Origin of the sequence: Pseudofrankia inefficax (assembly GCF_000166135.1) — a bacterium.
Taxonomy (GTDB): Bacteria; Actinomycetota; Actinomycetes; order Frankiales; family Frankiaceae; genus Pseudofrankia; species Pseudofrankia inefficax.
This window is the reverse complement of record NC_014666.1, coordinates 1,039,998-1,064,918: the sequence shown is the minus strand read 5'-3', so window position 1 is coordinate 1,064,918 and position 24,921 is coordinate 1,039,998. Positions and strand designations below refer to the sequence as shown.

Here is a 24,921-nt window from a genome sequence, read left to right as displayed (position 1 = left end):
CTTCACGGGGTGGTGGGCTGATGCGGCCGGTGCTGCTGGAGATGGCCGGGTTCGGCTCGTTCCGGGACGCGGCGACGGTGGACTTCGCGGACGCCGACTACTTCGCGCTCGTCGGGCCGACCGGGTCGGGGAAGTCGACGGTCTTCGACGCGATGACGTTCGCGCTGTTCGGGTCCGTGCCGCGGTGGAACCATCGCGGCCTGGTCTCGCTGGCGCTGGCCCCGACGGTCGCCCGGGGCACCGTCCGGCTGGTCTTCGACGCGGCCGGCAACCGGTATGTCGTCGCCCGGGAGCTACGCCGGCTCGGCAACGGCAGCGTGACGGTCCGCAACGCCCGGCTGGAGCGGCTGGCCGACCCCGCCGGCCTGGCCGCGCCCGGAGCGCCGACCGAGGTCGTGGCGGCGGACTCCGAGGTGAGCCGGGCGGTCGAGACCCTGCTGGGGCTCAGCTTCGAGCACTTCTGCGCCTGCGTCGTGCTCCCGCAGGGCGAGTTCGCCGAGTTCCTGCACGCCAAGCCGGCCGACCGGCAGAAGATCCTCACCAGGCTGCTCGGCCTCGGCGTCTACGACGAGATCCGGGCCGCGGCGAACGAGCAGGCCAAGACGAGCCAGCACGGCGTCGAGGCGCTGGACAAGCAGCTCGCCGGTTACGAGGACGCCACCGAGGAGGCCGCGCGGACCGCCGCCGCCCGGGTGGAGACGTTGGCCGAGGTGGTGACCCGCGTCGACGCCGCGCTCGGCGAGATCACCACCAAGGCCGCGGCCGCCGAGCGTGCGACGACAGAGCTGTCCCGTGTCCAGCGCGAGCGGGACCTGCTCGCGACGGTCCGGATGCCGGCTGATGTGGTCACGCTGACGGCCAGGCTGGCCGCCACCGCCGCGGCCGCCGCCACGGTGGCCGCGGCCCGCCTGGCCGCCGAGCGGGTCGACAGCGCGGCCCGCTCGGCCCTGGCGGCGGCCCCCGACCGCGCCCCGCTGGAGCAGGCCCGCCGCGACCACGCCGAGCTGGGCAAGCTGGAGGCGGCCCAGCCGGGGGCACAGGCGACCCATGCCGCCGCGCGGACCACCCTCGACCGGCTCACCGCGGCCGTCACCGATACCCGGGCGGCCCGGGACGCGGGCGTCGCCGCTCGCGACGAGGCGGCCCGCGCGGCGCAGGCCGTCGCCGACGAGGTCGCGCGGCTGCGCGCCGAGCGCGACCGGCTGGCCGCGGTCCGCACCCCACAGGGCGTCGTCGAGCTGGCCTCGCGGCTGCGCGCCGCCCAGCGCGCCGCCGCCGAGTCCGGCGCGCTGCGGCGAGCCGCGGAGCAGGCCGACATCGACGCCAGAGCCGCCCTCGACGCGGCACCGAACCGGGCGGCCCTGGAACGCGCCCGCGACGGTCACGACGAGCTCGCCCGCCTCGCGCCGGCCCGGGTCGCGGCCGACACCGCGCACGCCGACGCCCGGCGCGGGCTGGACGCGGCGGTGGCCGGCGTCGAGGCGGCCCGCCACGCCCGCGACGCGGCGGCGGCCGCGCTGGAGCGGGCACAGACCGCCGACCTGGCGGCCGCGCTGCGTCCCCACCTCGTCGCGGGCGAGCCCTGCCCGGTATGTGAGCAGGCGGTCGCCACGCTGCCCGCGGCCGTGGGCCAGCCGGTGGCGCTCGCCGCCGCGCGATCCGCGCTGGACCGCGCCGCCAAGGACCTCGAAGCGCGGGAGCGGCGGGCCGCGGACGCGGGCCGCGCCGAGTACGAGACCCGCCTGCGCCAGCGGAACCTGGTGGACCGGGCCGACGAGCTGCACCGCTCGCTCGCGGGCCAGGACGCCGCCGGTGTGGCCGCGCGGCTCGCCGAGCTCACCCGGTGCGAGCAGGTCGCGGCCAGGGCGGCGCGCGAGCTGGCGGCCACCCGGGTCGACGCGGACGCCGCCGGCCGCGCCGCGGCCGCCCTGGTGACGGCCGGCTCCCGGGCTCGCGCCCAGCTGGTCGAAGCCCGGGACCCGCTGGTCGGCCTGGGCGCGCCCGGCCTGGTCGACGGCGAACCGGCCGAGGGCGGGGACGGCCTCGGCGTCGACCTGGCCGCGAGCTGGGCCCGGCTCGTCGGCTGGGCCGGCGAGCTCGCCGGGCGGCGATCCGCCGAGCTGGGCGCGGCCGCGGCCCGCGACGCCGCCGCCCGCGACGCGCTGAGCGCCGCGACCGCCGCCCACGCCCAGGCCGCGAGCACCGCGGAGCGGGCGGAACGCGACCAGGTGGCGGCCCTGCACGACGAGCGCACCGCCGCGAACCGGCTGGAATCGCTCAACACCCGGGTCACCCAGCTGCGCGCGGTCCTCACCGGGCTGCCCTCGGCCGCGGACGTGACGGCCACGCTCACCGAGCTGGACCGGCTCGCCGAGAACGCCAAGGCCGCCGACGAGGGCCTGCGCGCCGCCCGGGCCGAGGCTGACGCCGCCGACGCCGCGCTGCACGCCGCCCAGGACGCGCTGCGCGCCGCCCAGTCGGCGTTCGCCAGCACCCGGGACACCGTCGTCGCGCTCGGCGCACCGGCGCTCGGCGGCCAGGACCTGTTGGCCGACTGGACGGCGCTCACCCGCTGGGCGGCCACCGAGGCGACCGCCCGGGACGGGCGGCTGCCCGCCCTCGGTGACGCCGTCACCCACGCCGGGCAGGCCAGGGACGAGACGGCCCAGGCCCTGGTCGAGCTGCTCACCGCGCACGGCATCCCGACGGACGGCCTCGTCAGCGAGACGGCGGCGCGGGCCGCGTCGGCGGCGCTCGAACGGGCCCGCGCGCAGCGGGACCGGGTCGCCGAGCGGCGCGCCGAGGCCGCCGGGGTGCGCGCCGAGCTCGTGAAGACCCGCGAGGCCGAGCAGGTCGCCCACCAGCTCGGCGTGCTGCTGCGTTCGGACCGCTTCCAGCGCTGGCTGGTGGCCGCCGCGCTCGACCTGCTCGTCGAGGACGCGTCGCGGACGCTCCTGGAGCTGTCCAACGGCCAGTTCGAGCTCACCCACGACGACGGGGACTTCATCGTCATCGACCACGCCGACGCCGACTCCCAGCGCCCGGTGCGCACGCTTTCCGGCGGCGAGACCTTCCAGGCGAGCCTCGCGCTCGCGCTGGCGCTGTCCGCCCAGCTCACGACGATGGCCGCGACCGGCGCCGCCCGGCTCGACTCGATCTTCCTGGACGAGGGCTTCGGCACCCTCGACGACGCGACCCTCGACACCGTCGCGAGCACGCTGGAGAACCTCGCGGGCGGAGGCGGTGTCGGCGGTGGCCGGATGGTCGGGATCGTGACCCACGTCCAGGCACTGGCCGAACGGGTCCCCGTCCGGTTCGCCGTGAGCCGCGACGAACGCACGTCCACCGTCGTCCGGGAGACGGCATGAGCACCCCCGCGGCGGTCGCGGCCACGGGTGGGATGCGGTTCAGCATCGACCCCTGGGACCCGAGCTACGGCACCTCTGTCGCCGACGACGGCTTCAAGGAGTCGACGGCGAAGATCGAGGCCGGGGTCGAGGAGGCTCCGTCCGCGTGGCGGCCGGTGCCACTCCCGGCCGCTCGGGGCCGGCTCGTCGCGGCGCCCGAGGCGGTGTTGTTCGTCGACGGGGTCCGCCGGGAGGACGCCCGCGGCTGGATCGATGACCTGGCGCCGGCCGACACCCGGGCGACCTCGGCCGTCCCGGCGGTCTGCGCGTCGTTCGCCAGCGGCGTCGTCTGCAGCTGCGCGCTCGGGGCCCATCTGCTGACCGCGCGGGTGGAACGTGGCCTGTTCACCCCGGCGCGCCACGCCGGTGACATCGCCACGCAGGGTGGCACCTACCGGTTCAGGCCGGTCACCGACGACGGCCCCAACGGCCTGAACCTCGCCATCCAACAGGCCATGACGACCTTGGAGATCGCCACCGCCGCCGGCGCGCGCCATGGCCACGCCACGGGCGCGGGCGCGGGCGGACAAGCGTGGCCCGGCCCGGACGGCGGCGCCGGGCCGGCACCGGATGGCTCCTTCGCCGACGTGCCGACGTGGCCTTCCGACACCGAGAGACCGGGCGACCCGTTCGCGGCCGGGCCGACCGGGCCGTGGCCCCGGCAGCGGCTCGCCGAGCACCCGACGGACCAGCCCGGCGACGCGGCCCAGGATCGGAGCGCCCTGCTTGTCGTCGACGGGCCGTTGCGGGGCAGGACGCACATGCCACGCACGCTCGGGTTCATCAAGACGCACCACTCGCGGTACCTGGAAGCACCCCAGCATGAGGTGGTCGGCCGGCTCGAACCGGGCGAACGCACACCGGTCTTCATGATGGGCACCAACTGGGACCGCTTCACCTGGTACCTGCGCCTACCGAGCCGGCCCGGGGCGCCCTGGGCCGGGGTCGCCCGGGTCGAGTGCCCGGCGAGCCTGCCCGCGGCCGACGCGATCGGGCTGGCCGACCTCAGCCAGGTGGTGCTGCCGCGCTTCGCCTCGCACGAGTTCAAGGACGGCCGAGCCCCGCAGAACCTCTACCCGATCGCCGGCCTCGAACGATCCCTGCGCCGCCGCCTGGGCGACCACCAGCTCCTCTACCGCTCGCTGCGCCGCGCCGCCCTGGGCGCGCCGACCGGCTGACGCGGCTGGCGGCTGGTGGCTGACGGCTGACGGCTGACGGCTGACGGCTGACGGCTCATGATCGTCGTTTTCGCCCTGAACTGGTCGTTACGAGCGGCTGATTGCGACCAGTCGAGGGCCAAGACGGCGATCACGGACCGTCGGCTTGGCCGCCGCGGTGCCGACTTGGCGGCCGCCGCGGTGCCGGCGTCGCCGGCTGCCTGGGCGTCGGCGTGGGCGTGGTGCCGGCGGCGGGCGCGATTGGGGCGAACGCGGTGCGGGCGGGAACGGGTCGCGGGGACGCGCGGGGCGGGTGAGGCTGAGACGCCCAACCATTCCAGCCCGCGCCGAAGGGTGCCCAGAATGGCCGACCGTACCGTCCCGCTGCGCACCCTGGTCATCCTCGGCGCGCTGACCGCGTTCGGGCCGCTGTCGATGGACCTCTACCTGCCGGCCCTGCCCGCCCTGACCCGGGACCTGGGCGTCAGCGCGTCGCTCGGGCAGTTGACGATGACGTCCTGCATGGTCGGGCTCGCCGTCGGGCAGCTGGTCGCCGGGCCCGTCAGCGACGCGTTCGGGCGGCGCCGGCCGCTGCTGGCCGGTGTCGCCTGCTGGGCTGTGATGTCGGTCGCGTGCGCGTTCGCGCCGGATGTCGGGACGCTGGCCGGGCTGCGGCTGGTGCAGGGGCTGGCCGGGGGCGCGGGTGTCGTGGTGGCCCGGGCCGTCGTACGGGACCTGTTCGACACCGCGGCCGCGGCCCGGGTGTTCTCGCTGCTGCTGCTGGTCATGGCGATGGCGCCGGTGGTGGCGCCGCTGCTCGGGGGGCAGCTGATGCACGTGACGTCGTGGCGAGGGCTCTTTCTCGCGTTGACGCTCATCGGCTGCGCCCTGCTCGCGGCCGCGGCGTTGGGGATCTCCGAGACGCTGCCGCCCGCGCGCCGGGTGCACAGCGGGGCCCGGGCCACCGCCGGCCAGCTGGTAACCGTGCTGCGCGACCGGCGGGCCGTCGGCTACGCCGCCGTGCTCGGCCTCGGCGGCGGCATGCTGTTCACCTACATCTCCATGGGCCCGTTCGTGATGCAGAACGGGCACGGGCTGTCGCCGCAGGGGTTCTCGTTCGTCTTCGCGGCCAATGCGCTCGGGCTCGCGGCCGCGAGCCGGCTGAACATGCTGCTGGTCGGGCGGCTCGGGCCGGCCCGGATGCTCTCGATCGGGCTCGCGATCGCGGTGGCCAGCACCTGGGCGATGACGCTCGCCGCCTCGCTGCGGCTGCCCCTGGCCGTGCTGCTGGCACTGCTGGGGATCACCGTCGCCTCGGTTTCGATGATCATGCCGAACACGACCGCGCTGGCGATGGAGAAGCACGGCACTCGGGCCGGCGCGGTGTCCGGCCTGCTGGGCCTGTCCCAGTTCGGCCTCGGCGGCCTGATCGGCCCGCTGGTCTCCCTGGGCGGGGTGACCACGCTGACGATGGCCGCGACGATGGCCGCGACCGCGTCGGCCGCGCTGCTGGTCCGCCACGCCGTCGCCCGGGTCCCGGCCCAGGAGGCCGTGGAGGCCGACCCCGCGCCGCCGGTCCTGCCCGCGGGCGGGCTCGGCCGCTCGGCCTCGTGAGGCGCGGGCGCGGGCCGGCGTGGCTCAGGTCTTGGTGGAGCGGTAGTACCGCAGGGCGCCCTCGGCCAGCGGGATCGGGAAGGTCGCGATGGCGCTGCGACGGTCCAGCGCGTTGGCGACCGGGATCTGCGCGGCGATCTCGGCCCGGGCGTCGAACAGGACGCGGGTGACCTCCTCGACGAGGCCAGGGTCGGTGTCGGCCCGGGTGACCAGCAGGTCGGGGACGGCGACGGTGGTCGTGTCGGTCGGCGGGCCGGCCAGCCGGTAGGTGTCGGCGAGGATGGTGCCGGGGCGGTACGCGGGGTCGGACCGGGCATGCAGCTGCGCGGCCAGCGAGCCGAGCGGGACCAGGCGGATCGAGGTGGCGTCGGCCAGGTCGGTGATCCCGCCGGTCGGCAGGCCGCCCGACCAGAAGAACGCGTCGAGGTCACCGTTCTCCAGCGCGGCCACCGATTCGTTGATACCGAGCCGGCTGACGGTCATCGACTTCTCCGGGATGCCCGCGACGGAGAGCATCCGCTCGGAGATGAGCTCGGTGCCGGAGCCGTCGGAGCCGATCGAGACGCGCCGGCCCCGCAGGTCGGCCAGGGTGTGGATCGGGCCGTCGGCGCGGACGACCAGGTGCATGTAGTCGTCGTAGATCCGGGCCAGCGCCCGGATCGGCTCGGGCCGGTCGAACGGGGCGCGCCCGGCGACCGCGGCGGAGGCCGCGTCGGCCGCCGTAAAGGCGAACACGTTGGGCGACAACGCGACCTGCCGGACATTGTCGACGGACGCGGTGGTCGCCATCGCCTCGGCGTCGACACCGGCGAGCCGGTGGTTGATCGCGGCAGCGAGCGCGACGCCGTAGGAGTAGTAGATGCCCTTGGTCGCGCCGGTCAGGATGACGATCGTGCCGTGACGGTACTGGCGCTGCTGGCCGTTGCGGGTCACGGCCACGGACCCGAGGGTGATGGCCACGATCACCACGAGGGCCGCCGACAGGCCGACGAGCAGACGGCGGCGCGACCACCAGCCGCCCGGGCTCGGGCGTCGCAACCGCCGCATGACCGCCCGACCATACCCGCTGTCCAGGTTTGCCGGGTGCGCGATCCCGTCTCGCCCGGCGGCCGCGCGGCCCGGGCGAGGGAAGCTCGCCCGGGCCGGCGGGGTCCTACCTGGTCGGCTTGCCGCTCGTGACCTTGATGGTGACCGTCGCGGTGCTGGTGTAGGTGCCGGTCAGCCTGGTGGTGTCGATCGCGAGGAAGCCGCCGTCGTCCTGCTGGCCGTTCGGGAGGATCTTGGCCTGCAGGGTGAACGGCGTGGTCGCGGTCTGCGTCAGGCCCGAGATGCCGAAGTCGCTGTCGTTGCTGACGACGACGGTTCTGCCGTGGTCGGTGGTCGCGACGCCCTCGACCTTGTCGTGGCCGAAGAAGCCGCCGGTCGGGTCGAGGGTGCTGACCAGGCCGCCGAGGTCGACGTCAAGCGCCTTGGCCACCGGGGTGACGCCGACGCCGGCGAGCGTCGTGACCGCCTCGGCGGTGGTGGCCTTGCCGACCGTGGCGTCGATGCTGCGCTGGGCCGTGCCGACGAGCAGGCCGCCCTTGGCCGCGTCATAGGTCGCGCCCGCGACGGTCGAGTGCGGGCCGACGTCGGTGGCGCCGGCCAGGTCGATCTTGAAGAGCTTCTTGAAGGCGCCGGGCTCGACCTTCCCGTCTCGCTCGTCGACGAGGAACGTGCTGTTCGACAACGCGGTGATCTCGCTGACGGCGCTGCCCGTGGTCGCCGGGTCGTCGAGCAGGTAGAGGTACTCGTGGGTGGCCCTGGTCCGCAGGTTGTAGGTCACGATGCGCAGGGTCGGCACGTTCGCCGGCTTGGCGGTCAGGTCGGGGGTCTGCAGGGCCGACTGCATGACGCCCACGAGCGTCGAGCCGTCGGGGGTGATCGTCAGGCCCTCCATGCCCTTGTTCGGGACCCGGAACTTCAGCTCACTCGGCAGCGAGCCGTCGAACGGCGAGATCCGGCCGATCTGCTTGCCGTTACGGTCGAAATGCGTGATGTACGGGCCGTACTCGTCGGAGACCCAGAACGTCCCGTCAGGCAGCGCGACCAGGCCCTCGGAGTCGTACCCGGTCGCGCTGCACGGCAGCGCGGTGCCGTTGAGGTCGGTGACGGTCTCACCGGTGTTGGCCTCGCAGTTGACCTGACCGTTGTACGGGGTCCCGTCGCCGGCCCTGAGCGGGATGGAGCGCAGCAGCTGCGCCGTGCCGTCGGCCGCGAACCTGAACAGGCCGATCGCCGGGTCGAACGTCGTGATCGGCTCGACCTTGGTGCCGTTCGGCCCGTCGACGTTGGGGCCGCGGTCGGTGAGGCCGTAGAACTCGTTCTTCTGGCCTGGCGCGGGGTAGAGCGACGAGCCGTAGGCGCCACCCGTGATCGTCACTCCGCCGATCGTCGCCAGCGGCTTCAGCGTCGTGTCCCATTCCTGGACGGCGTCGCTGATCGTGTAGGTGAAGGTGTCCGTGCCGGTGAAGCCGGCGTTCGGCTTGTAGTCGAACGTGCCGTCGCGGCGCAGCGAGACCGTGCCGTTCGCCGGCCGGGTGTTCGCGACGATCGTCAGTGGGCTGCCGCTGTCGTTGCGGAGCACGCCGGCGCCGCCGTGGACGGTGAGCGTGCCGCCGCTCTGGACGCCGTAGCTGTCGCCACGGGCCGACAGAGCTGGGCCACGCCCGCCGGCCTGGGCGGTTCCCGCGCCCAGCAGCGTGAGGGCGATCGCCCCGGCCGCGGCCGAGATGATGCGAAGGCGGTTCACAAGGACCCCCAAATGTCCCCGACGCGTGCCGGGCGGCACGCCGTAGGGCAGCCTTCATCGCGCCGATGGCGGTCTCCGGTCGCGGACATGGAGCGGCAGTGAACCCGGCCCCACGAGTCTCCCCGCGGCGACCGCCCGGAGGCCGGCTCAGGTGGCCGGCTCAGGGCGCGGGCTGAGGCGGCCGGCTCAGGAGGCCGGCACCTTGGCCGGCTGGGGCGGCGTGGCGAGGTCAGCGGCCGGGCGCCGCGGCACGCTCAGTGTCACCGCGAGGCCGGTGGGCTCGGCGAGGGCCACCGAGAGGGCGCCACCGGAGGCGCCCAGCAGCGTGCTGGCGATGCTGAGACCCAGGCCGGAGCCGCCGACGTTCACGTTGCGGGGACTTCGCCAGAACCGGCGACCGACGACGGGCAGCTCGTCCTCCGCGACGCCGGGACCCTGGTCGCGGAGGACGATCCGGATCGCGTCGGCGGCCCGGGTGACGATCACCTCGACGGTCGACGCCGTCGGCGAGAACTTGATCGCGTTGTCGACGACGGCGTCCAGCGCGCTGCCGAGCGCCGTCCGGTCGGCGTAGCCCATCGCCTCGGACAGCCCGGCCTGGGCGAGCGCGATCTGCCGGGTCGCCGCGACCAGCCGCCAGGCGGCGAGCCGCTCCCTGGTCATCGCGACCACGTCGAACGCCGCCGGGCGGGCCGCCGCGTGCTCGGCCTGGGCCAGCGCGAGCAGCTCGTCCAGCACCTCGGTCAGCCGCCGTCCCTCCGTCCGGGTCTCCTCCAGCTCGTCGAGCCATTCGGCCGGCAGGCCCAGGCCGATGTTCTCGATCCGCAGCAGCAGCGCGGACAGCGGGTTGCGCAGCTGGTGGGACGCGTCCGCGACGAACGCCCGCTGCTGGGAGATGACCTCCTGGACGTGGTCGGCCATCTCGTTGAACGCCGTCGCCAGCCGGCGCAGCTCCGGCGGTCCGACCCGCTCGGAGACGCGGGTCGACAGCTGGCCCGTGGCGATGGCGTGCGTCACCGCGTCCAGGCTGTTGATCGGGGCCAGCACCCAGCGGGTCAGCCGCAGCGCGACCGCGACGCACAGCAGCAGCGCCGCCAGCTCCCCCAGCCCGAGCAGCAGCCAGCGGCGCAGCTCCTCGCCGCGCAGCCGGCCGGTCGGTGAGACGGTCAGCGCGGCACCGATCACGTCGCCGCCGGACAGCACCGGCTCGGCGATCACCAGCGGCCGGTCCTGCCAGGGCCAGATCTGCGCGGGATCCTCGCCGCCGCGCCCGCGCAGCGCCGCGTTCAGCTGCTGGCGCACCCGCGGGTCGGTGGCCGGGACGGTCTGGCGGGACGCGGCCCGGACGGAGGAGTCGCGGCCGTAGACGACGGCCGTGATGCCGTACACCTGGTCGTAGCGCACCAGCTCGTCGGTCAGCGTCCGGTTGCCGTCCGGACCGGGGTTCTGGCCGGCCAGACCGGCGAACCGGCTCGTGTCACCGAGCCGGTCGAAGAACATGTCCTGCTGCAGGCCCTCGGCCATGCTGCGCGCGAGTGGCACGCCGAGCACGACCAACGCCGTCGCCATCAGCGCCAGGAGGATCACGAGCAGCCGGGCACGCACCGCTCGCTCAGGCTCGCCGTCGTCGTTTCGCCGCGGTGGCGAGCTCGGTCACGCTCGCGTCCACGCCGTCGTCGTCCGCGCCGTCATGCACCGCGGCCGCGTCGCCCACCGCGGCACCGTCGCCGCCGAGCGGCGGCGGCGCGGGAGCCCCCGCCGCCGAGAGCCGATACCCGACCCCGCGCACCGTCTGGACGACGAACGGATCGCCGAGCTTCGCCCGCAGCGACGCGACGTGCACCTCCAGGGTGCGCGAGGCCGACTGGACCGACGAGCCCCACACCTCGCTGATCAGCTGCTCCCGCCGGAACACCACACCCGGCGCCCGGGCCAGCTCGGCGAGCAGGTCGAACTCCTTGCGGGTCAGCGCGAGGACCCGCCCGTCCCCTGCCGTCACCTCGCGGCCGTCCAGGTGGATGCGCAGGCCACGGGTCTCGACCACCCGGCCGACCGCCGCGGCGCCGGGGACGTCGCCGGCGTTCTCTCCCGCGAGCCCGTCGGCCCGGCCTCCGCCAGCGGCCGGCGCACCGGCCTCGCCGTCGGCGGAGGCGAGCGGGTCGGGCCGGGAGCGGCGGACGACCGCGTGGATGCGGGCGATCAGCTCCCGCAGGTCGTAGGGCTTGACGATGTAGTCGTCGGCCCCGAGGTAGAGGCCATGGATGCGCGCCGACAGGTCGGAACGCGCCGTCACCATGATCACCGGAGTGTTGGAGACCTTGCGGATCCGGCTGCACACCTCGAAGCCGTCCCGGTCGGGCAGGCCCAGGTCGAGCAGCACCAGGTCGGGCCGGGTGTGCATCAGGTCCAGCGCGCGGGCGGCCGTCCTGGCTCGCACGATGTCGAAGCCGTGGCGGCCCAGCACGCCCGACAGGGCCGCGGCGACCCGGTCGTCGTCCTCCACGATCAACAGCCGCATGGGCACTCCCGTCCGGCTGCGACGCGCCGTCGTGGCGCGGTCAACCTCCTGGCATCACCCCACCGACCGGCCCACCGTCGCGCCGCCCGTCTCGCCCGACAAGCTAGCACTCCGGCCCGGTCCGCTCTGGATCTCCCACAGATCGCGCCCCACCGCAAGCCGGCAACCGGCCCAGATCGGGGCGAACCCAGGATTACCTGCCCACCGGGCGCCGCCACACACCGGCAACTGCTCCACCAGGCCTGTCGGCTAGGTACCGGGGGCGGGCAGCGGCGCGTCGACGGCGATCCGGCGCCCGCGCCGGCGGCCAGGGGTGGAGGTCGAGCGGGAGTCGGGGACGGTCGCCGACAGGAAGGCCGCCAGCAGGCACAGGAAGGCCGCGCCGTACCAGGCCGCGGTGTAGGTGCCGGTCGCGCCGCGCACCCAGCCGGCCGCGATGGCCGCGACCGCCGCGCCGAGCTGGTGGGACGCGAACACCCAGCCGAACACCACCGGCGCGCGCTCCCCGAACGCCGACCGGCACAGCGAGATCGTCGGCGGCACCGTCGCCACCCAGTCCAGCCCGTAGACGACGACAAAGGCGATCATGCTCGGGTGCAGCCGGGACGAGAGCAGCAACGGGAGCCCGGCGAGCCCACAGCCACGCAGCGCGTAGTACATGACGAGCAGGTGGCGGCTGTCGAAGCGGTCGGTGAGCCAGCCCGAGGCGACCGTCCCGACGATGTCGAACACGCCGACGACGGCGAGCAGGCTGGCCGCCGTGACCTCGGGCAGCCCGTGGTCGTGCGCGGCCGGGACGAAGTGGGTGCCCACCAGCCCGTTGGTACTGAGGCCGCAGATGAAGAAACCGCCGGCGAGTGCCCAGAACGCCCGGTCGCGCAGCACCCCGAGAAGCCCGGACACCGCCGCGCCCGCCGCCGCGGCGGCCGAGGCCTCACGCGCTCCGTCCGGCGGGCGGACGGCGGCCAGCTGGGCCCCGTCCGGTTCCGGCCGGGCGCCGTAGGGCCGAAGACCGACGTCGCCGGGATAGTCCCGGATGCCGACCAGCACGAGCGGCACGACGGCGGCGGCGGCCACCGTCACCACCAGCGCCGCCGTCCGCCAGCCGTACCGGTCGACGAGCGCGGCCAGGCCCGGCAGGAAGATCAGCTGCCCGGTCGCGCCACCCGCCGTGAGCACGCCGACGACGAGGCCGCGCCGCCGCTCGAACCAGCGGCCGGCCACGGTCGCGGCGAACACGAGCGCCATCGAGCCGGTACCGAGCCCGACCAGCACACCCCAGCAGGCGATCAGCTGCCAGGTGGACGTCATGAACACCGTCAGCCCGCTGCCGGTGGCGACGAGCAGCAGCGCGACCGAAACCACCCGCCGGATGCCGAACCGCTCCATCAGCGCGGCGGCGAACGGAGCGGTCAGGCCGTACAGCACGAGGTTGACCGACACGGCCGACGAGATGGTCGCCCGGGACCAGCCGAACTCGTCCTGCAGCGGAAGGATGAAGACGCTGGGCACCGCCCGGAAGCCCGCGGCGCCGACCAGCGCCACGAACGTCACCGCGGCCACCAGCCAGGCCCGATGCGGCAGCCGGCCCCGCCACCCGCCGGCCAGCTCCGCCGACGCCGGCGCCCGCGGCTGCTGGTCCCGCGCTTCCTGGGTCTCTCCGGGCACCGAGGTCACGATTCCAGCATGCCGGACCCCTGCGCCGCGGAACCGTCCCTTCCGGCCACGTCCCCCACCAAACCAGCCACGTAACCGAGCGGACCGGCACCAGGCAGACGAGCACCTGACCAAAACTCGGCCAAGATCCCGACCCTGGACCAGCGCCGCCCCCGCTCTCGTCGCCCACCTCGAACCAGCTTGGTGAGGGCGCTTGGCGCCCGAAGCGGCGGAGCGGCCGGCGGGCGCTTAGCGCCCGTTCCGGCCGCTACGCCCTAGAGATCGGCGACCTGCGGGATCACCTGGGAGCCGACGATCTCCAGGGGGCGGATCTTCGAGACGTCGACGACCCGGCCGATGACCTCCTGGATCCCGAGGGACGCGAGCCGCTCCAGCTCGGCGAGGATCGCACCGACGTTCTTGCCGTCCTCGCCCGGGTCGAACTCGAAGTAGGAGGTCTTGGTGATCTCGTCGTAGTCCCGGCCCTCGCGCTCGCAGTGCTCGCGCAGGACGTCCAGCTTGTGGGCCAGGTCGGGACCGGCGAACAGGTTGCAGGCCTGGGCGTACTTGGCCACCAGCCGCAGCGTCTTCTTCTCGCCGCCACCCCCGATCATGATCGGCGGGTGCGGGCGGGTGAGGTTCTGCGGGGAGTTCAGCGGCCGGGTCAGCTGGAAGTGCGTGCCGGTGTAGGGGCTGTCGTCGTCCGACCACATCTTCAGGCAGATCTGGAGGGTCTCCTCCAGCCGCTCGAACCGCTCGGCGACCGGTGGGAACGGGATGCCGAGGGCCACGGACTCCTCGTCGTTCCAGGCAGCGCCGACGCCGAGCCAGGCCCGGCCCCCGGACAGCACGTCCAGCGTCGTGATCGTCTTCGCCAGCACGCCCGGATGCCGGTAGACGGCGCCGGTCACCAGGGTGAGCAGCTTGACCCGCTCGGTGATCGCGGCCAGGTAGCCCAGCGTGGTGTAGGCCTCGAGCATGTCGTTCTCCGGCGGGCCGACGAACGCGATCTGGAAGAAGTGATCCATCACGGCGAGCTTGTCGAAGCCGGCCGCGTCGGCCGTCCTGGCGATCTCGGCGAGGTCGGCGCCGAGGCGCGCCGGGCCGCCGGGCCAGGTGAAGTCGGGAATCTGGAGTCCAATTCGCACCGCGCGTGGCCCTTCCCATCGGTTGCGACCTAAGTCGCTGGTTGAGTAACGCACCTCACCAAGTACTCACAAGCAAAACGAAATCGGTTACTCGGGGTACTCGGCAAAGAACACCATGAACAAGCCGCGGAATTCCCACGCGCCGGGGCCGGCGGTCCGCACCGCCCACACCGCGCTGTGTCGCGACGACGGGCGTCGTCGCGCGGCGGTGCCGCGGCACGCCGGACGTCCTGCGAGGCAGGTGTCGTGGTGAGGCGGGTGTCGAGACGGAACGGTCCGGCCGCGTTACGTGGTCTCCGCTCCCAACCTATGCCTCGGGCGCGACCGATGCGGCGACGCGACGACGCCCGGCGCGACGGCTGAAGGACGCCCGGTTCAGCCGAAGAAGGCCGATCCCAACACCGGCACAGACCGGCGTCGCCAGAGAAACACCAGCGGCTTGGAACGAATCGGAATGGGCGACAATTAGGGCATGTCGAACCGGGTCCGCCAGCAGGTCCAGCGCCACGTGTCGGGCGCCGGCCCGAGGTCCGGTGCCTCCGGGACGGGCCGCCGGCCCGGCGCACCCAACCCGCGCTGTCCGCGGCGCGCCGGCTGTCGGCGCGACCGGAGCACGGACGACGGCGGGCACCCCGAATGATTCCCGTCGGGCCCCCGTCGCGCCGGTACCGGCTGATCCGGGTCGCCCAGCTCCTCATGGTCCTCGCGGTCGGGCTGCTGGCCGTCGCCTCCTTCGCCGGGTCCTCCACCCTGACGGCGGTCGCGTGGCCGCTGCGCGACACGTTCACCCTGGCCGCCGCCGGGTTCTGCGTCGCGCGGGCGGTCCTCGTCCGGGGCGACCGGCTGCCCTGGGCCGTCCTCGGCGGCGGCCTCGCCTGCTACGGCGCCGCGACGCTGGCGTACAGCCTCACCGAGCACCTGCGCGCCGGCCAGCAGGTGGCGATGTCCCCCTCGGTCGCCGACGTCGGCTGGCTGGCCTTCTACCCCGCCTGCTACGCCTCGGTCCTGCTCCTGCTGCGCCACCGGGTGCTGCGGCTGCCGCTGAGCGTGCTGTTCGACAGCGCCATCGGGCTGCTCGGGTTCGCCGCGCTCGCCGGCGCGCTCAAGGAGGCGGTCGAGCACCACGACCCGGCGCTCAGCCCTGGCCAGGTCGTGCTCGCGCTGGTCTACCCGCTCGCGGACCTGCTGCTGGTGCTGATGGTCGTGAGCGTCTTCGGCGTGCTGGGCCGGCGGGCGGGGCGGGTGTGGTGGCTGCTCGGCTGCGGCCTGCTGTGCTTCGTCGCCGCCGACGCGACGATGGCGTCGAGCGCGACGGGCTCCGGCGGCTTCTCCCCTGGCGGGCCGCCCGACACCTTCTGGGCGCTGTCCGCGCTGATGCTGACCTTCGCGGCCTGGCAGCGCCAGCCGCGGGCGCCCAGGGTGCGGGCCAACGGCTGGCCCGTCATGATCGTCCCGTCGGTCCTCACGCTCACCGCGATCGGCATCCTGGTGGCGGGCGCGACCGAGCGGCTGCCGCTGTACACGGTGGTTCTCGCGGCCGCGACGCTCGTGACCGGCCTCGGGCGCGCGGGGTTCAGCATCCTGGAGGTCCAGCGGCTGGCCGAGTCCAAGGAACAGGCCCACACCGACCACCTGACCCACCAGCTCAACCGGCGCGGCCTGGACGAACGGCTGCGCGCGGCGATCGCCGCGGCCGACACCACGGGTCACCCGCTCGCCCTGCTGCTGCTCGACCTCGACCGGTTCAAGCTGGTGAACGACTCGCTCGGCCACCGGGTCGGCGACCAGCTGCTCGCCGAGGTGAGCGCCCGGATCGCCACGGCGCTGCGGCCCGGGGACACGCTGGCCCGGCTCGGCGGCGACGAGTTCGCCGTGCTGCTGGAACGGACCGACTGCGTGGGCGCCCAGCTGGTCGCCGACCGGGTGCGCGCCGCGCTGGCCGACGTCTTCCAGGTCGACGTGCTGACGGTGGCGGTCACGGCCAGCATCGGCACGGCCATCTACCCGGAACAGGCGGCGAACGCCGACGAGCTGCTCGCCCGGGCCGACATCGCGATGTACACGGCGAAGCGCCACCACACCGGCGTCGAGCACTTCGACCCCCGGGAAGCCCTCGACCCGCTGCTTGAGTTCACCATGACCGAGTCGCTGCGGGTCGGGATCGGGGAGCACCAGATCGAGGCGCACTATCAGCCGAAGGTGGAGATCGCCACCGGCCGGGTCCGTTCGGTGGAGGCGCTGGCCCGCTGGCGGCACCCAGAGCGCGGCCTGCTCACCCCGGCGTCGTTCGTGCCACTGGCCGAGCACGCGGGGCTGATGAGCTCGCTGACCACCGCGGTGCTGGAGCGGGCCTGCACCCAGCTGGCGTGCTGGCGGGAGGTCGGCCTGGACGTCACCGCGGCGGTGAACATCTCCGCCACCGACCTGCTCGACGCCACGTTCCCGCGTCACGTCGAAGGCGTGCTCGCCCGCCACGGGCTGGCCGCCGACGCCCTGGAGCTGGAGCTGACCGAGACGACGCTGATGCTCGACCGGAGCCGGGCCGCCGCCGTCCTGCGCCAGCTGCACGACCAGGGCGTCGGCATCGCGCTGGACGACTACGGCACCGGCTACTCGACGCTCGGCTACCTGGGCGGCGACTTCCCCGTCGACGTGCTCAAGCTCGACCGGTCGTTCGTCAGCCGGCTGGAGTGCGACGACGTGGCCCGCAAGATCGTCAGCTCGACGATCGACCTCGCGCACCAGCTCGGGCTGCGGGTGGTGGCCGAGGGCGTCGAGACCGGGCGGGCGCTGGACCTCCTGCGCGAGTTCGGCTGCGACCTGGCGCAGGGCTTCCTGATCGGCGAGCCGAGCCCGGCCGTCGACATCACCCCGCTGCTCTCGGACGTCCCGGGCCGTGGGCCGGCGGCCGCGCACCGGTGAGCCTGACCGCGCGCCCGAGCCCGCCCGCCCCGAGCTGGTGGGACACGCTGCCGCTGGCCACGGGCCCGCCGGACGGCCCGGTCGTGGTCGGCGGTGGGCCCACTCCGGCGGCGCTGATCGGCGCGTACCGGGCCGGCGTCTTCCCGTGGCCGCTCCCCCCGCCGAGCGAGGACCTGCCCCCCGGGGTGCCGCCCCGGCTCGCGCAGCTGCTGCGCCGGCGCCACCGGATGTCCGAGCTGCCGTGGTGGTGCCCCGACCCGCGGGCCGTGATCCCCGCCGGGGCGGTGCGGGCGAGCCGCTCGCTGCGCCGGCGGGTCCGGTCCTGCGGCTGGACGACCACGCTGGACCTGCGGTTCGACGAGGTGGTCGAACGCTGCCGGCGGACCGGCACCGAGGTCTGGATCACCGACGAGCTGCGGGCCGGCTACGCCCGGCTCCATGCGCTTGGCTGGGCGCACAGCCTGGAGGTCTGGGACGGCGACGAGCTCGCCGGCGGGGTGTTCGGCATCCTCGTCGGCGGCGTCTACGTCGGTGAGTCGATGTTCCACGCCCGCACCGACGCGTCCAAGGTGGCACTGCTGGACCTGGACGCGCGGTTCGCCGCCGCGGGCGGGCGGCTGCACGACGTCCAGCTGGCCACCGACCACCTGCGCACCCTCGGCGCCGTCGAGATCGCCCGCGCCGACTACCTCGCGGCCCTGCGCACCGTCCGGGACGACGACGTCCGGCTGGTCACCGACCGGCTCCCCGTCAGCCGGCTGGCGCCCGCCACCGCCGCCGACGGCTGACGCCCTCCCGCGCGGCGACCACGGAGACGATCATGTCGGCGCCCTGGGGTAACCGGCCAGGAACCGTACACAGAAGCGGTGTTATCGTCGCCCGCATGCCTGAGACGGTGCCCGTTGCATGGTCCGGCGCGGCTTCGGCCGCCCCGGTCGAGGAGGCCGGCGCCGCCGCCGAGCTGAAGCCCCAGGTCACGCCGGAGGACCCGCCGGTCGTCGCCCTGCCCTACCCCGGCTGGGGGCTGCAGCGGTCGGCCAAGCTCCTGCTGGCCCACCGCAAGGAGCCGGTGGACCCGGCCGGCTTCTACTCGCTGATCGCGGCCGACTCGGTCCGCCAGCTGGAGCGCTACACGTCGATCGCCGGCAAGCTCGTCCTCGACGTCGGCGGCGGCCCTGGCTACTTCCGGTCGGCCTTCAGGGCCGCCGGTGCCAGCTACTACTGGGTCGAGCCCGACGTCTCGGAGATGGGCGCGGCCGGCATCGAGGTCCCGGGCCGGGTCCGCGGCAGCGCGCTGGAGATGCCGTTCCGCACCGGCTCGATCGACCTGACCTACACGTCCAACGTGCTGGAGCACGTGCCGGACCCGTGGAAGATGTGCGGCGAGCTGGTCCGGATCACCAAGCCGGGCGGGCTGATCTTCCTGAGCTACACCTCGTGGCTGTCGCCCTGGGGCGGGCACGAGACCGCGCCCTGGCACTACCTCGGCGGCCACCGCGCCGCGGCCCGGTTCGAGCGCCTGCGCGGGCACCCGCCGAAGAACGTCTACGGCAGCAGCCTCTTCCCGGTCTACGTCACCGACGCCCTGGCGTGGGCGAAGACCCGGATGGACGTCGAGATCGTCGACGCGATGCCGCGCTACCTGCCCGACTGGGGCCGGGCGATCCTGCGGATCCCGGGCCTGCGTGAGATCGTCACCTGGAACCTGGCGATGATCCTGCGCAAGAAGTAGCCTGGCGCCGCGCGTCACCCTGCTCGGGGCTCAGGAACCGAGCAGGGTGCGCAGGTCCACCTGGGCCAGCCACTGGTCGAGCGCGAACGGCTTGTAGGGCCACTTCATGCCGTCGAGGACCAGCTGGTTGATCGGCAGCCAGAGCAGCCGGCGGTCGGAGTCGACCGCGCCGCGGCGCACCCCGACGTACCGCTTCGACGACTCGCGCAGCTTGCCGAGGCCGAGGTCGACCGAGGCCGCCACCGTGAACGTCATCTGGGCGCCCGAGCCGGCCGGGCGTACCGCCTGCAGCAGCCCGCCGACCGCGACGGCGAGGACGACGCCCGTCGCCGGGTCGATGGTCAGGCTGCGTACCAGGCCGCCGCGGTCCGTCCCGGACACCAGGTAGTCCGGGGCGCACTCGACGCCGAAGGTCTGGGTCCAGTCGCCGACGGCGGGCGCCCGGCGCACCAGGCCGCGCTCGCTGCCCAGCTTGGGATACACGGCCATCGTGGCCGCGCTCAGCCCGTCGGCCTTCGTCCGCGCCACGTACAGGTTCCCGGCCGCGTCGAAGCAGGCGGTCTCCATCCGGGAGCCGTCCTGCGCCGCGCGCACGGCCCCGCTGCGCGGCACGATCTGGCCGGCCGTCGCCGAGTACGAGAACTCCTGGATCGGGAACGGCTGGGTCTTGTGGTCGCCGTCCCGGCAGTCGCTGATCAGCACGAACCGCTCGTCGTCCAGCTCGCTGGACGGGTCGGCCGCTACCTCGCGGGGGTTCACCACCACCGGGACGCCCAGCGGCTTCGTCGGCGGGTACTGCCACCAGGCCTTCAGCCGGCCGTCCAGGTCCAGCACGGCCAGCGCGCCGGAGTCGGTGCCGTCGCGGGGGTCACCGAAGTACTGGGCGACCACGACGTGCCCGGAGCGGGGAAGTCGGGCGATCGAGACGGGCCCCCGGGGCGTCCGCGGTGCCGGGGGGACCTGGGGGTAGGCCTGGGACGCGGTCCACGGCTCGGCGCGGCCGGCGAGCTCGTCGGCGGTCCAGGACAGCGTCCGTTCGTAGCGCCACCCGTCCTGGCCCGGCACGAGCTGGCCGACCGACGGGTACTGGCCCGAGGTCCGGGAGTCCCAGCCGTGGAACGGCAGCGCGGAGACGAAGAGCACCCGCTGGCCGCCCCCGGGGTCGGTGACGGCGAGCACGTCGCTGACGTCGGCGCCGCCGATCCCCCGCAGGTTCCGGTCGGTGCTCACCGTCCTGGTCTGGCCCGTGGTCGTCGGGACGACCAGCCGGGTGAACGTCCGCGTGGGCGGGGCGAAGACCCCGATCTCCATGTCGTTGCTGGTGGGGCGCGCCTGGTCGTCGCTGAACGGGGTGGTGCCGACGATGACCGAGCCGTCACTCGCGACGGTCGACATGAAGGCCGCCTGGCCGGCCCCGAAACGGAGCTCGGGCACCTCGACGAGGTCGGTCGACGGATAGCCCTTGAGCCCGTCGAGCGAGCCCGGCGCGCCGAACACGGTCGTCAGCGGCGGCCCCCCGCTCGGCGGCGGCTCGGGTGGGCTGCCCGGCTCGTGGCAGGCCGCCACCGCGCCGACCGACGCGACCGTGAGGCCGGCGGCGCCGATGAGCTGCCGGCGGGTCAGGCCCCGGCGCCGCGACGTCGTCTGGATCACGTTCGCCGCCGAATCCACTGCGTGTCACTCGCGTCCGCCGTGTCGGTGACCACGGGAGCGGCCGGCGGCGGGCCCTCCGGCGACGCGGCCACCTGCGTCGGGATCGGATCCGCCGGCTCGCTCGGCGGAGCCGGGTTCGCCGGCTCGCCGGGTGGGGCACCGCCGCGCAGCGCCAGAGCGGCCACGACGGCCGCCAGGGCGATCGCGCCGCAGGTCTGGACGAACGGGCCGAACGCGCCCGCGTGCGAGGTGGGAACGGCGTCCGACCGCACCGCGACGCCCACTCCCGAGGCGATCATGAACAGCAGGCCGGTCGTTCCCAGCACCCACGGGTAACGCCGCCCGACCAGCACCAGGACCGGGACGGCGAGCGCGACCGGGCCGGCGACGAGGAACACGGCGAGCGTCCCGAGCAGGCCACCGGCGATCCAGCCGGGCACCCGCGCCAGGCGCCCGACCACGGGCATCGCCCACGGGTTCAGGAAGCGCGGGTAGCCGTCGGGATCCACCGAGCGCCGCAGCCGCCAGCGGGCGGGTATGAGCACCAGCGCGAGCAGGAGCAGTGCCAGGAGTCCACCGACGAGCAGCCTGGTCCGGTAGGAGTAGCCGGGCAGGTTCTCGATCACGATGGTGCCGCCGGACCCGGCCGGCACGATCCACCCCTGCTGCCAGCCGTCCAGCCGCAGCGGGGTCAGCTTCTGCCCGTTGAGCGTCGCGGTCCACGACGCGTTGGCGTTCTCGTGGACCGCCAGCAGCGCCCTCGTGCCGGACCCGATCTGGACCGTCCGGCGCTCGGACCCCCAGCTGGTGACCTTCGTGGTGCGCGCCGTGTCCGCGCTGATCTGGCCACCCGCGCCGACGAGGGTCAACGACGACATCAGCAGGCCGGTGCCCGCCTCGTCGAGCTGAAGGTCGTGCTGGCCCGCCGACAGCGGGATCGTCCCGTCCGGGGTGCAGACCCCGATCCCCAGCGGTTTCGCGGCGGCGATGTCGGACTGCTGGCCCTCGACCCGCAGCTCGTAGCGGGTCCCGTCGACGATCATCGCCGGGCCCTTCCCGCACGGCAGCTGGAACGCCGGAGCGGGGACGGCCGACTGGACCGTCAGGGACGGAACGCCCGTCATGGTGCCCAGGACGGCGAAGCTCATCGGCCGCGGCACGTCGAACCGGCGGTGCAGGCTGAGCTCCTCCGAGCCGCCGAACGGCTCGGTGACGTCCACCGCCTCGCGGTCGAACGCGTACGCGACCTGCCCGACGCCGGCGGTGAACAGGCCGGCGGCGTCCGACGGGGTCTGGACGTAGCGCTGGATCTGCACGCCGGGGAGGCTGAGCTCGCGGATGCCGGCGCCGTAGGTCGAGCCCGGCTTCTGGGTGACCTTCTCGAACGTGACCCGGAACGACGTGCTCGCCCCGGCGGGGACGGCCAGGCGCTGGGTCGTCTCGTCCGGGCGCACGGGGGTGACGACCGAACCCGTGCTCGTCGTCACCCGCAGGGCCTGGACCGCCGGACGCCAGGACCCCTCCTCCAGCAGCTGCACGTCGATGTACGGCACCGAGGTCGCCTTGGGGACGTCCACCTCGATCCAGCCGCCGACGGAGCCCTTCGACGGGTCGGCGACGACGGACCAGGAGGTGAAGGGCAGCCCGTCGACGGCCTGCGCGGGTGAGACGTCTGGTCTGGCGACCAGCTTCGACCCGTAGGAGGAGGCCCGGACCTGGACCCCGTTCTCGTAGGCGGCGACGGTCTGGTGACCGTCGGCCGGCTCGTCCAGCCACTGGTGCGGCGGCCCGGTCTCGCCCGCGGCGTTCTCGTCCGGGCCGAGCAGGTAGGAGCTCGCGTTGTGGATCACGCCGTAGTCGGTCTCACGGCGGGTGTAGGTGTCCGTGGTGACCAACGCCGTTGTGGGCCCGATGATGTCGCTGGCCGGCACGGGCGGGACCAGGCCTCCCGACGGCGCGGTGGTGTCATCCGGGGCGCCGGGCAGGCCCGAGAGATCGTTGGCGAGCACCACGGCGCGGTCGGTGCCGAGCACCCCGTGCGCGGCCATCTGCACCGTGGCCTCGGAACCGCCGGACACGACCATGGCGGTGGCGGCCGGGTAGGCGGTGACCTGGGTGGCGCCGTTCGGCACAACCCAGACGTCCAGTGCGGGGACCTTCTGGGTGGGCTTCGCCTTCCCCGCGATCAGTCGGTCCCGGGCGCTCGGCCTGGCCGTCTTCATCGGCCCGAACGTCGCGGCACGGCGCAGGCCCGAGTTGGCAAGCGCACGGTAGATCTCACTCGTCGACGGCGGGTTGTCCCAGTCCTCGTCGGAGATGTCGTTGCGGATCAGGACCTGGCCGACGCCCTCGCGGGCGAGCGCGTCGGCGAGCCCCGAGGCCGACCCGAGGGCCAGTTCCTGCTCGATGCCGTCCAGCCACCGGGTCATCCCGGCGTTCCCCAGCGGGATCAGCGAACGGGCCGCCCAGGGGGTGCTGGCCAGGAAGGCCATCGGCTCGTCGAGTGGGCGCCCCCAGTCGTACTCCCCAAACGGCTTGGCGGGCAGGACCAGCGTGGTACCGCCGGACGGGTTGCTCGCGAGCCAGTCCGCCGCCTGGTGCCAGTAGCCGGGCACCTCCTTGAACGTGCCGGCCTGGAACATCTGGCCGTCGAAGGCCGGCATGACGCCTGTCCCCACGGCCGCGAGCACCAGCACCCCGGCGATGGCCGAACGCGGGCGCAGCCGCGGCAGCGCGGCGTCGAGCCCGGCCGGGCGCAGCCGGCCGCCGGCCGCGGCGAGGCGGCGGCGCCAGGCTGGGACCTCGCGCACGGCGTCGGCCCTCGCCCGCCCGCGCGGCGCGCACACGACGTGCAGGGCGTGCGCGATCCCCAGCGCCAGCGGAACGTGGGAGACCGCCTCGAACTTGTAGACGTTGCGCAGGAAGGCCAGTTGCCCGGAGAGCAGGTGGCGGACGCCGTCGGCCAGTGGGCTGCCCGGCTGGCCCGGGTAGGCGGCCGACACGGCGACGATGCCGGCGGCGAGGCTGACGACGAGGAAGCGCCGCGCGGGCAGGTCCCGGCGCGCGAGCCCCCACAGCCCGATGGCGGTGGCCACGGCGGAGCCGACCACGGCGACCGGGTTCGTCACGTCCACCGAGGCGGCCGGCAGCCACGGCGCCGGCACCCGCAGGTAGGCCAGCCAGTCCGTGGTGCCGCGCAGCGCCTCCGCGACCGACGTCGGCGACGTCGTGGTCGCGGCGGTCTCGGTGTACGGCAGGAAGTTCAGCCCGTAACGGCTCTGCGTCATCAGGGCGAGCAGCCACCACGCGGTCGCCAGGAAGACGGCGAGCACCCACCACCCGCGCAGCGCCCAGGCGCGTCGCGACCCGCCGGCGAACACCAGCAGGACCGCGGGGCAGACCAGGACGCACAGCGTGACGCTGGCGTTGACCCCGCCGGTGCAGACGATCGCCAGGCCCGACAGCGCCGCGGCCCGGCGCGGTGACAGCCGGCGCGCCACGGCGGCCTCGGCGTCCGGACCGGTTCCGGCCGCGGTGCCGGTGTCGATGCCGCCGGCGCCGTCCGGGCGCAGCGCGAGCACGAGCGGCAGCGTGATCCAGGGCAGCATCGCCGCACCGGTCAGCGCGACCGACGAGGCGCCGACCTTCCCGATGAACACGGGCGAGAGGGCGTACGCGACACCCGCGAGGACCCTGGTCCACGGCCGCCCGATCCGCAACGCGTCGGCGAGCCGGACCAGGCCCCAGGCCGCGACCGTGAGGATCAGCGCCATCCACAGCCGCTGGGTGATCCAGGCGGGAACGCCCAGGACCTTCCCGAGCAGGAAGAACGGGCCCATCGGGAACAGGTAGCCGATGTACTGGTTCGGCAGGAAACCGAAGTCGGCCGACGAGTTCCACAGGTGGGTCGCCCACTCCATGAACCGCAGCGGGTCGAGCGGCACGTTCATCTTGGTATCGGCGACCAGGCGACCGGGCGCCTGGAGCATGAACAGCGTGACCAGGCCGGCAGCGATGGCCCCGAGCGGCCACCGCGGCGTCCGGTCGGCCGGCGGTTCGCCCTCGACGCCGTCGGCCGGCGCGATCGCGGGCTCAGTCATCGGTACGTCTCTTGGGACCCGTTCGACCATGACGTCGCCGGCGGGGCGGGCGTCCTGCCCGGCCCGCGACGGTGCGGCGCTCGACGGTCCGGTCGGTCGGTTCAGGATCGCAGCACTCCGTAGATCTCGTTCGCCCTTCCGGGCGGTTCGCGGGCTCTTTGGGGGGATGCGCCCTGGTGTCGCCAACCTTCATACCTCGCGCGACTCGCGCGGGCCCGGTCGG

General features: G+C 74.4%; 14 protein-coding genes. 6 read left to right on the top strand and 8 right to left on the bottom strand.

What is annotated here, in order from left to right; translation table 11 throughout:
* Window positions 1-20 precede the first annotated feature (20 nt).
* The 3 genes from FRAEUI1C_RS04220 to FRAEUI1C_RS04210 all read left to right on the top strand — a co-directional run bounded on the left by FRAEUI1C_RS04220 (window position 21) and on the right by FRAEUI1C_RS04210 (window position 6,178).
* Window positions 21-3,368 carry an AAA family ATPase gene (locus FRAEUI1C_RS04220; RefSeq protein ID WP_013422040.1) on the top strand — a complete coding sequence of 1,116 codons (3,348 nt, stop codon included), beginning with the start codon at window positions 21-23 and terminating at the stop codon, window positions 3,366-3,368.
* Complete coding sequence (locus tag FRAEUI1C_RS38060) at window positions 3,365-4,585, top strand: hypothetical protein (RefSeq protein ID WP_013422039.1); 1,221 nt, start codon at window positions 3,365-3,367, stop codon at window positions 4,583-4,585. The genes FRAEUI1C_RS04220 and FRAEUI1C_RS38060 overlap by 4 nt, the downstream gene beginning before the upstream one ends.
* A gap of 342 nt (window positions 4,586-4,927) precedes the next feature.
* Window positions 4,928-6,178 (top strand): multidrug effflux MFS transporter, encoded by a 1,251-nt coding sequence (locus tag FRAEUI1C_RS04210; RefSeq protein ID WP_013422038.1) that lies wholly within the window; start codon window positions 4,928-4,930, stop codon window positions 6,176-6,178.
* Window positions 6,179-6,202: 24 nt separating this feature from the next.
* Here FRAEUI1C_RS04210 and FRAEUI1C_RS04205 read toward each other — a convergent pair whose 3' ends face one another.
* The 6 genes from FRAEUI1C_RS04205 to FRAEUI1C_RS04180 form a co-directional block, all read right to left on the bottom strand.
* A complete protein-coding gene (locus FRAEUI1C_RS04205; protein ID WP_013422037.1) occupies window positions 6,203-7,225 on the bottom strand; it encodes a TAXI family TRAP transporter solute-binding subunit in 1,023 nt (340 codons plus the stop codon).
* A 106-nt stretch (window positions 7,226-7,331) separates the two neighbouring features.
* Window positions 7,332-8,969 carry an esterase-like activity of phytase family protein gene (locus FRAEUI1C_RS04200; RefSeq protein WP_013422036.1) on the bottom strand — a complete coding sequence of 546 codons (1,638 nt, stop codon included), beginning with the start codon at window positions 8,967-8,969 and terminating at the stop codon, window positions 7,332-7,334.
* 186 nt (window positions 8,970-9,155) lie between these two features.
* Window positions 9,156-10,574 (bottom strand): sensor histidine kinase, encoded by a 1,419-nt coding sequence (locus FRAEUI1C_RS04195; RefSeq protein ID WP_013422035.1) that lies wholly within the window; start codon window positions 10,572-10,574, stop codon window positions 9,156-9,158.
* A 7-nt stretch (window positions 10,575-10,581) separates the two neighbouring features.
* Window positions 10,582-11,487 (bottom strand): response regulator transcription factor, encoded by a 906-nt coding sequence (locus FRAEUI1C_RS04190; protein WP_013422034.1) that lies wholly within the window; start codon window positions 11,485-11,487, stop codon window positions 10,582-10,584.
* 249 nt (window positions 11,488-11,736) lie between these two features.
* Entirely contained in the window at window positions 11,737-13,164 is a 1,428-nt protein-coding gene (locus FRAEUI1C_RS04185; RefSeq protein WP_232425292.1) for an MFS transporter, read from the bottom strand.
* Between the two features lie 254 nt (window positions 13,165-13,418).
* Entirely contained in the window at window positions 13,419-14,291 is an 873-nt protein-coding gene (locus FRAEUI1C_RS04180) for an LLM class F420-dependent oxidoreductase (RefSeq protein ID WP_013422032.1), read from the bottom strand.
* Window positions 14,292-14,927: 636 nt separating this feature from the next.
* On the opposite strand from FRAEUI1C_RS04180, the gene FRAEUI1C_RS04175 reads away from it, so the two are divergent.
* The 3 genes from FRAEUI1C_RS04175 to FRAEUI1C_RS04165 all read left to right on the top strand — a co-directional run bounded on the left by FRAEUI1C_RS04175 (window position 14,928) and on the right by FRAEUI1C_RS04165 (window position 18,945).
* Window positions 14,928-17,213 (top strand): putative bifunctional diguanylate cyclase/phosphodiesterase, encoded by a 2,286-nt coding sequence (locus FRAEUI1C_RS04175; RefSeq protein WP_013422031.1) that lies wholly within the window; start codon window positions 14,928-14,930, stop codon window positions 17,211-17,213.
* A complete protein-coding gene (gene aat / locus FRAEUI1C_RS04170) occupies window positions 17,210-18,001 on the top strand; it encodes a leucyl/phenylalanyl-tRNA--protein transferase (RefSeq protein ID WP_013422030.1) in 792 nt (263 codons plus the stop codon). Before FRAEUI1C_RS04175 ends, aat begins: the two co-directional genes overlap by 4 nt.
* Before the next feature lie 95 nt (window positions 18,002-18,096).
* Entirely contained in the window at window positions 18,097-18,945 is an 849-nt protein-coding gene (locus FRAEUI1C_RS04165; protein ID WP_157734810.1) for a class I SAM-dependent methyltransferase, read from the top strand.
* Window positions 18,946-18,975: 30 nt separating this feature from the next.
* On the opposite strand, the gene FRAEUI1C_RS04160 is transcribed toward FRAEUI1C_RS04165, so the two are convergent.
* Both FRAEUI1C_RS04160 and FRAEUI1C_RS04155 read right to left on the bottom strand, forming a co-directional pair.
* On the bottom strand, window positions 18,976-20,598 hold the full coding sequence (locus FRAEUI1C_RS04160; RefSeq protein WP_013422028.1) for an SMP-30/gluconolactonase/LRE family protein: 1,623 nt from the start codon (window positions 20,596-20,598) through the stop codon (window positions 18,976-18,978).
* Window positions 20,595-24,698, bottom strand: a complete 4,104-nt coding sequence (locus tag FRAEUI1C_RS04155; protein WP_013422027.1) for an alpha-(1->3)-arabinofuranosyltransferase domain-containing protein — start codon at window positions 24,696-24,698, stop codon at window positions 20,595-20,597. The genes FRAEUI1C_RS04160 and FRAEUI1C_RS04155 overlap by 4 nt, the downstream gene beginning before the upstream one ends.
* Between the last annotated feature and the right edge of the window lie 223 nt (window positions 24,699-24,921).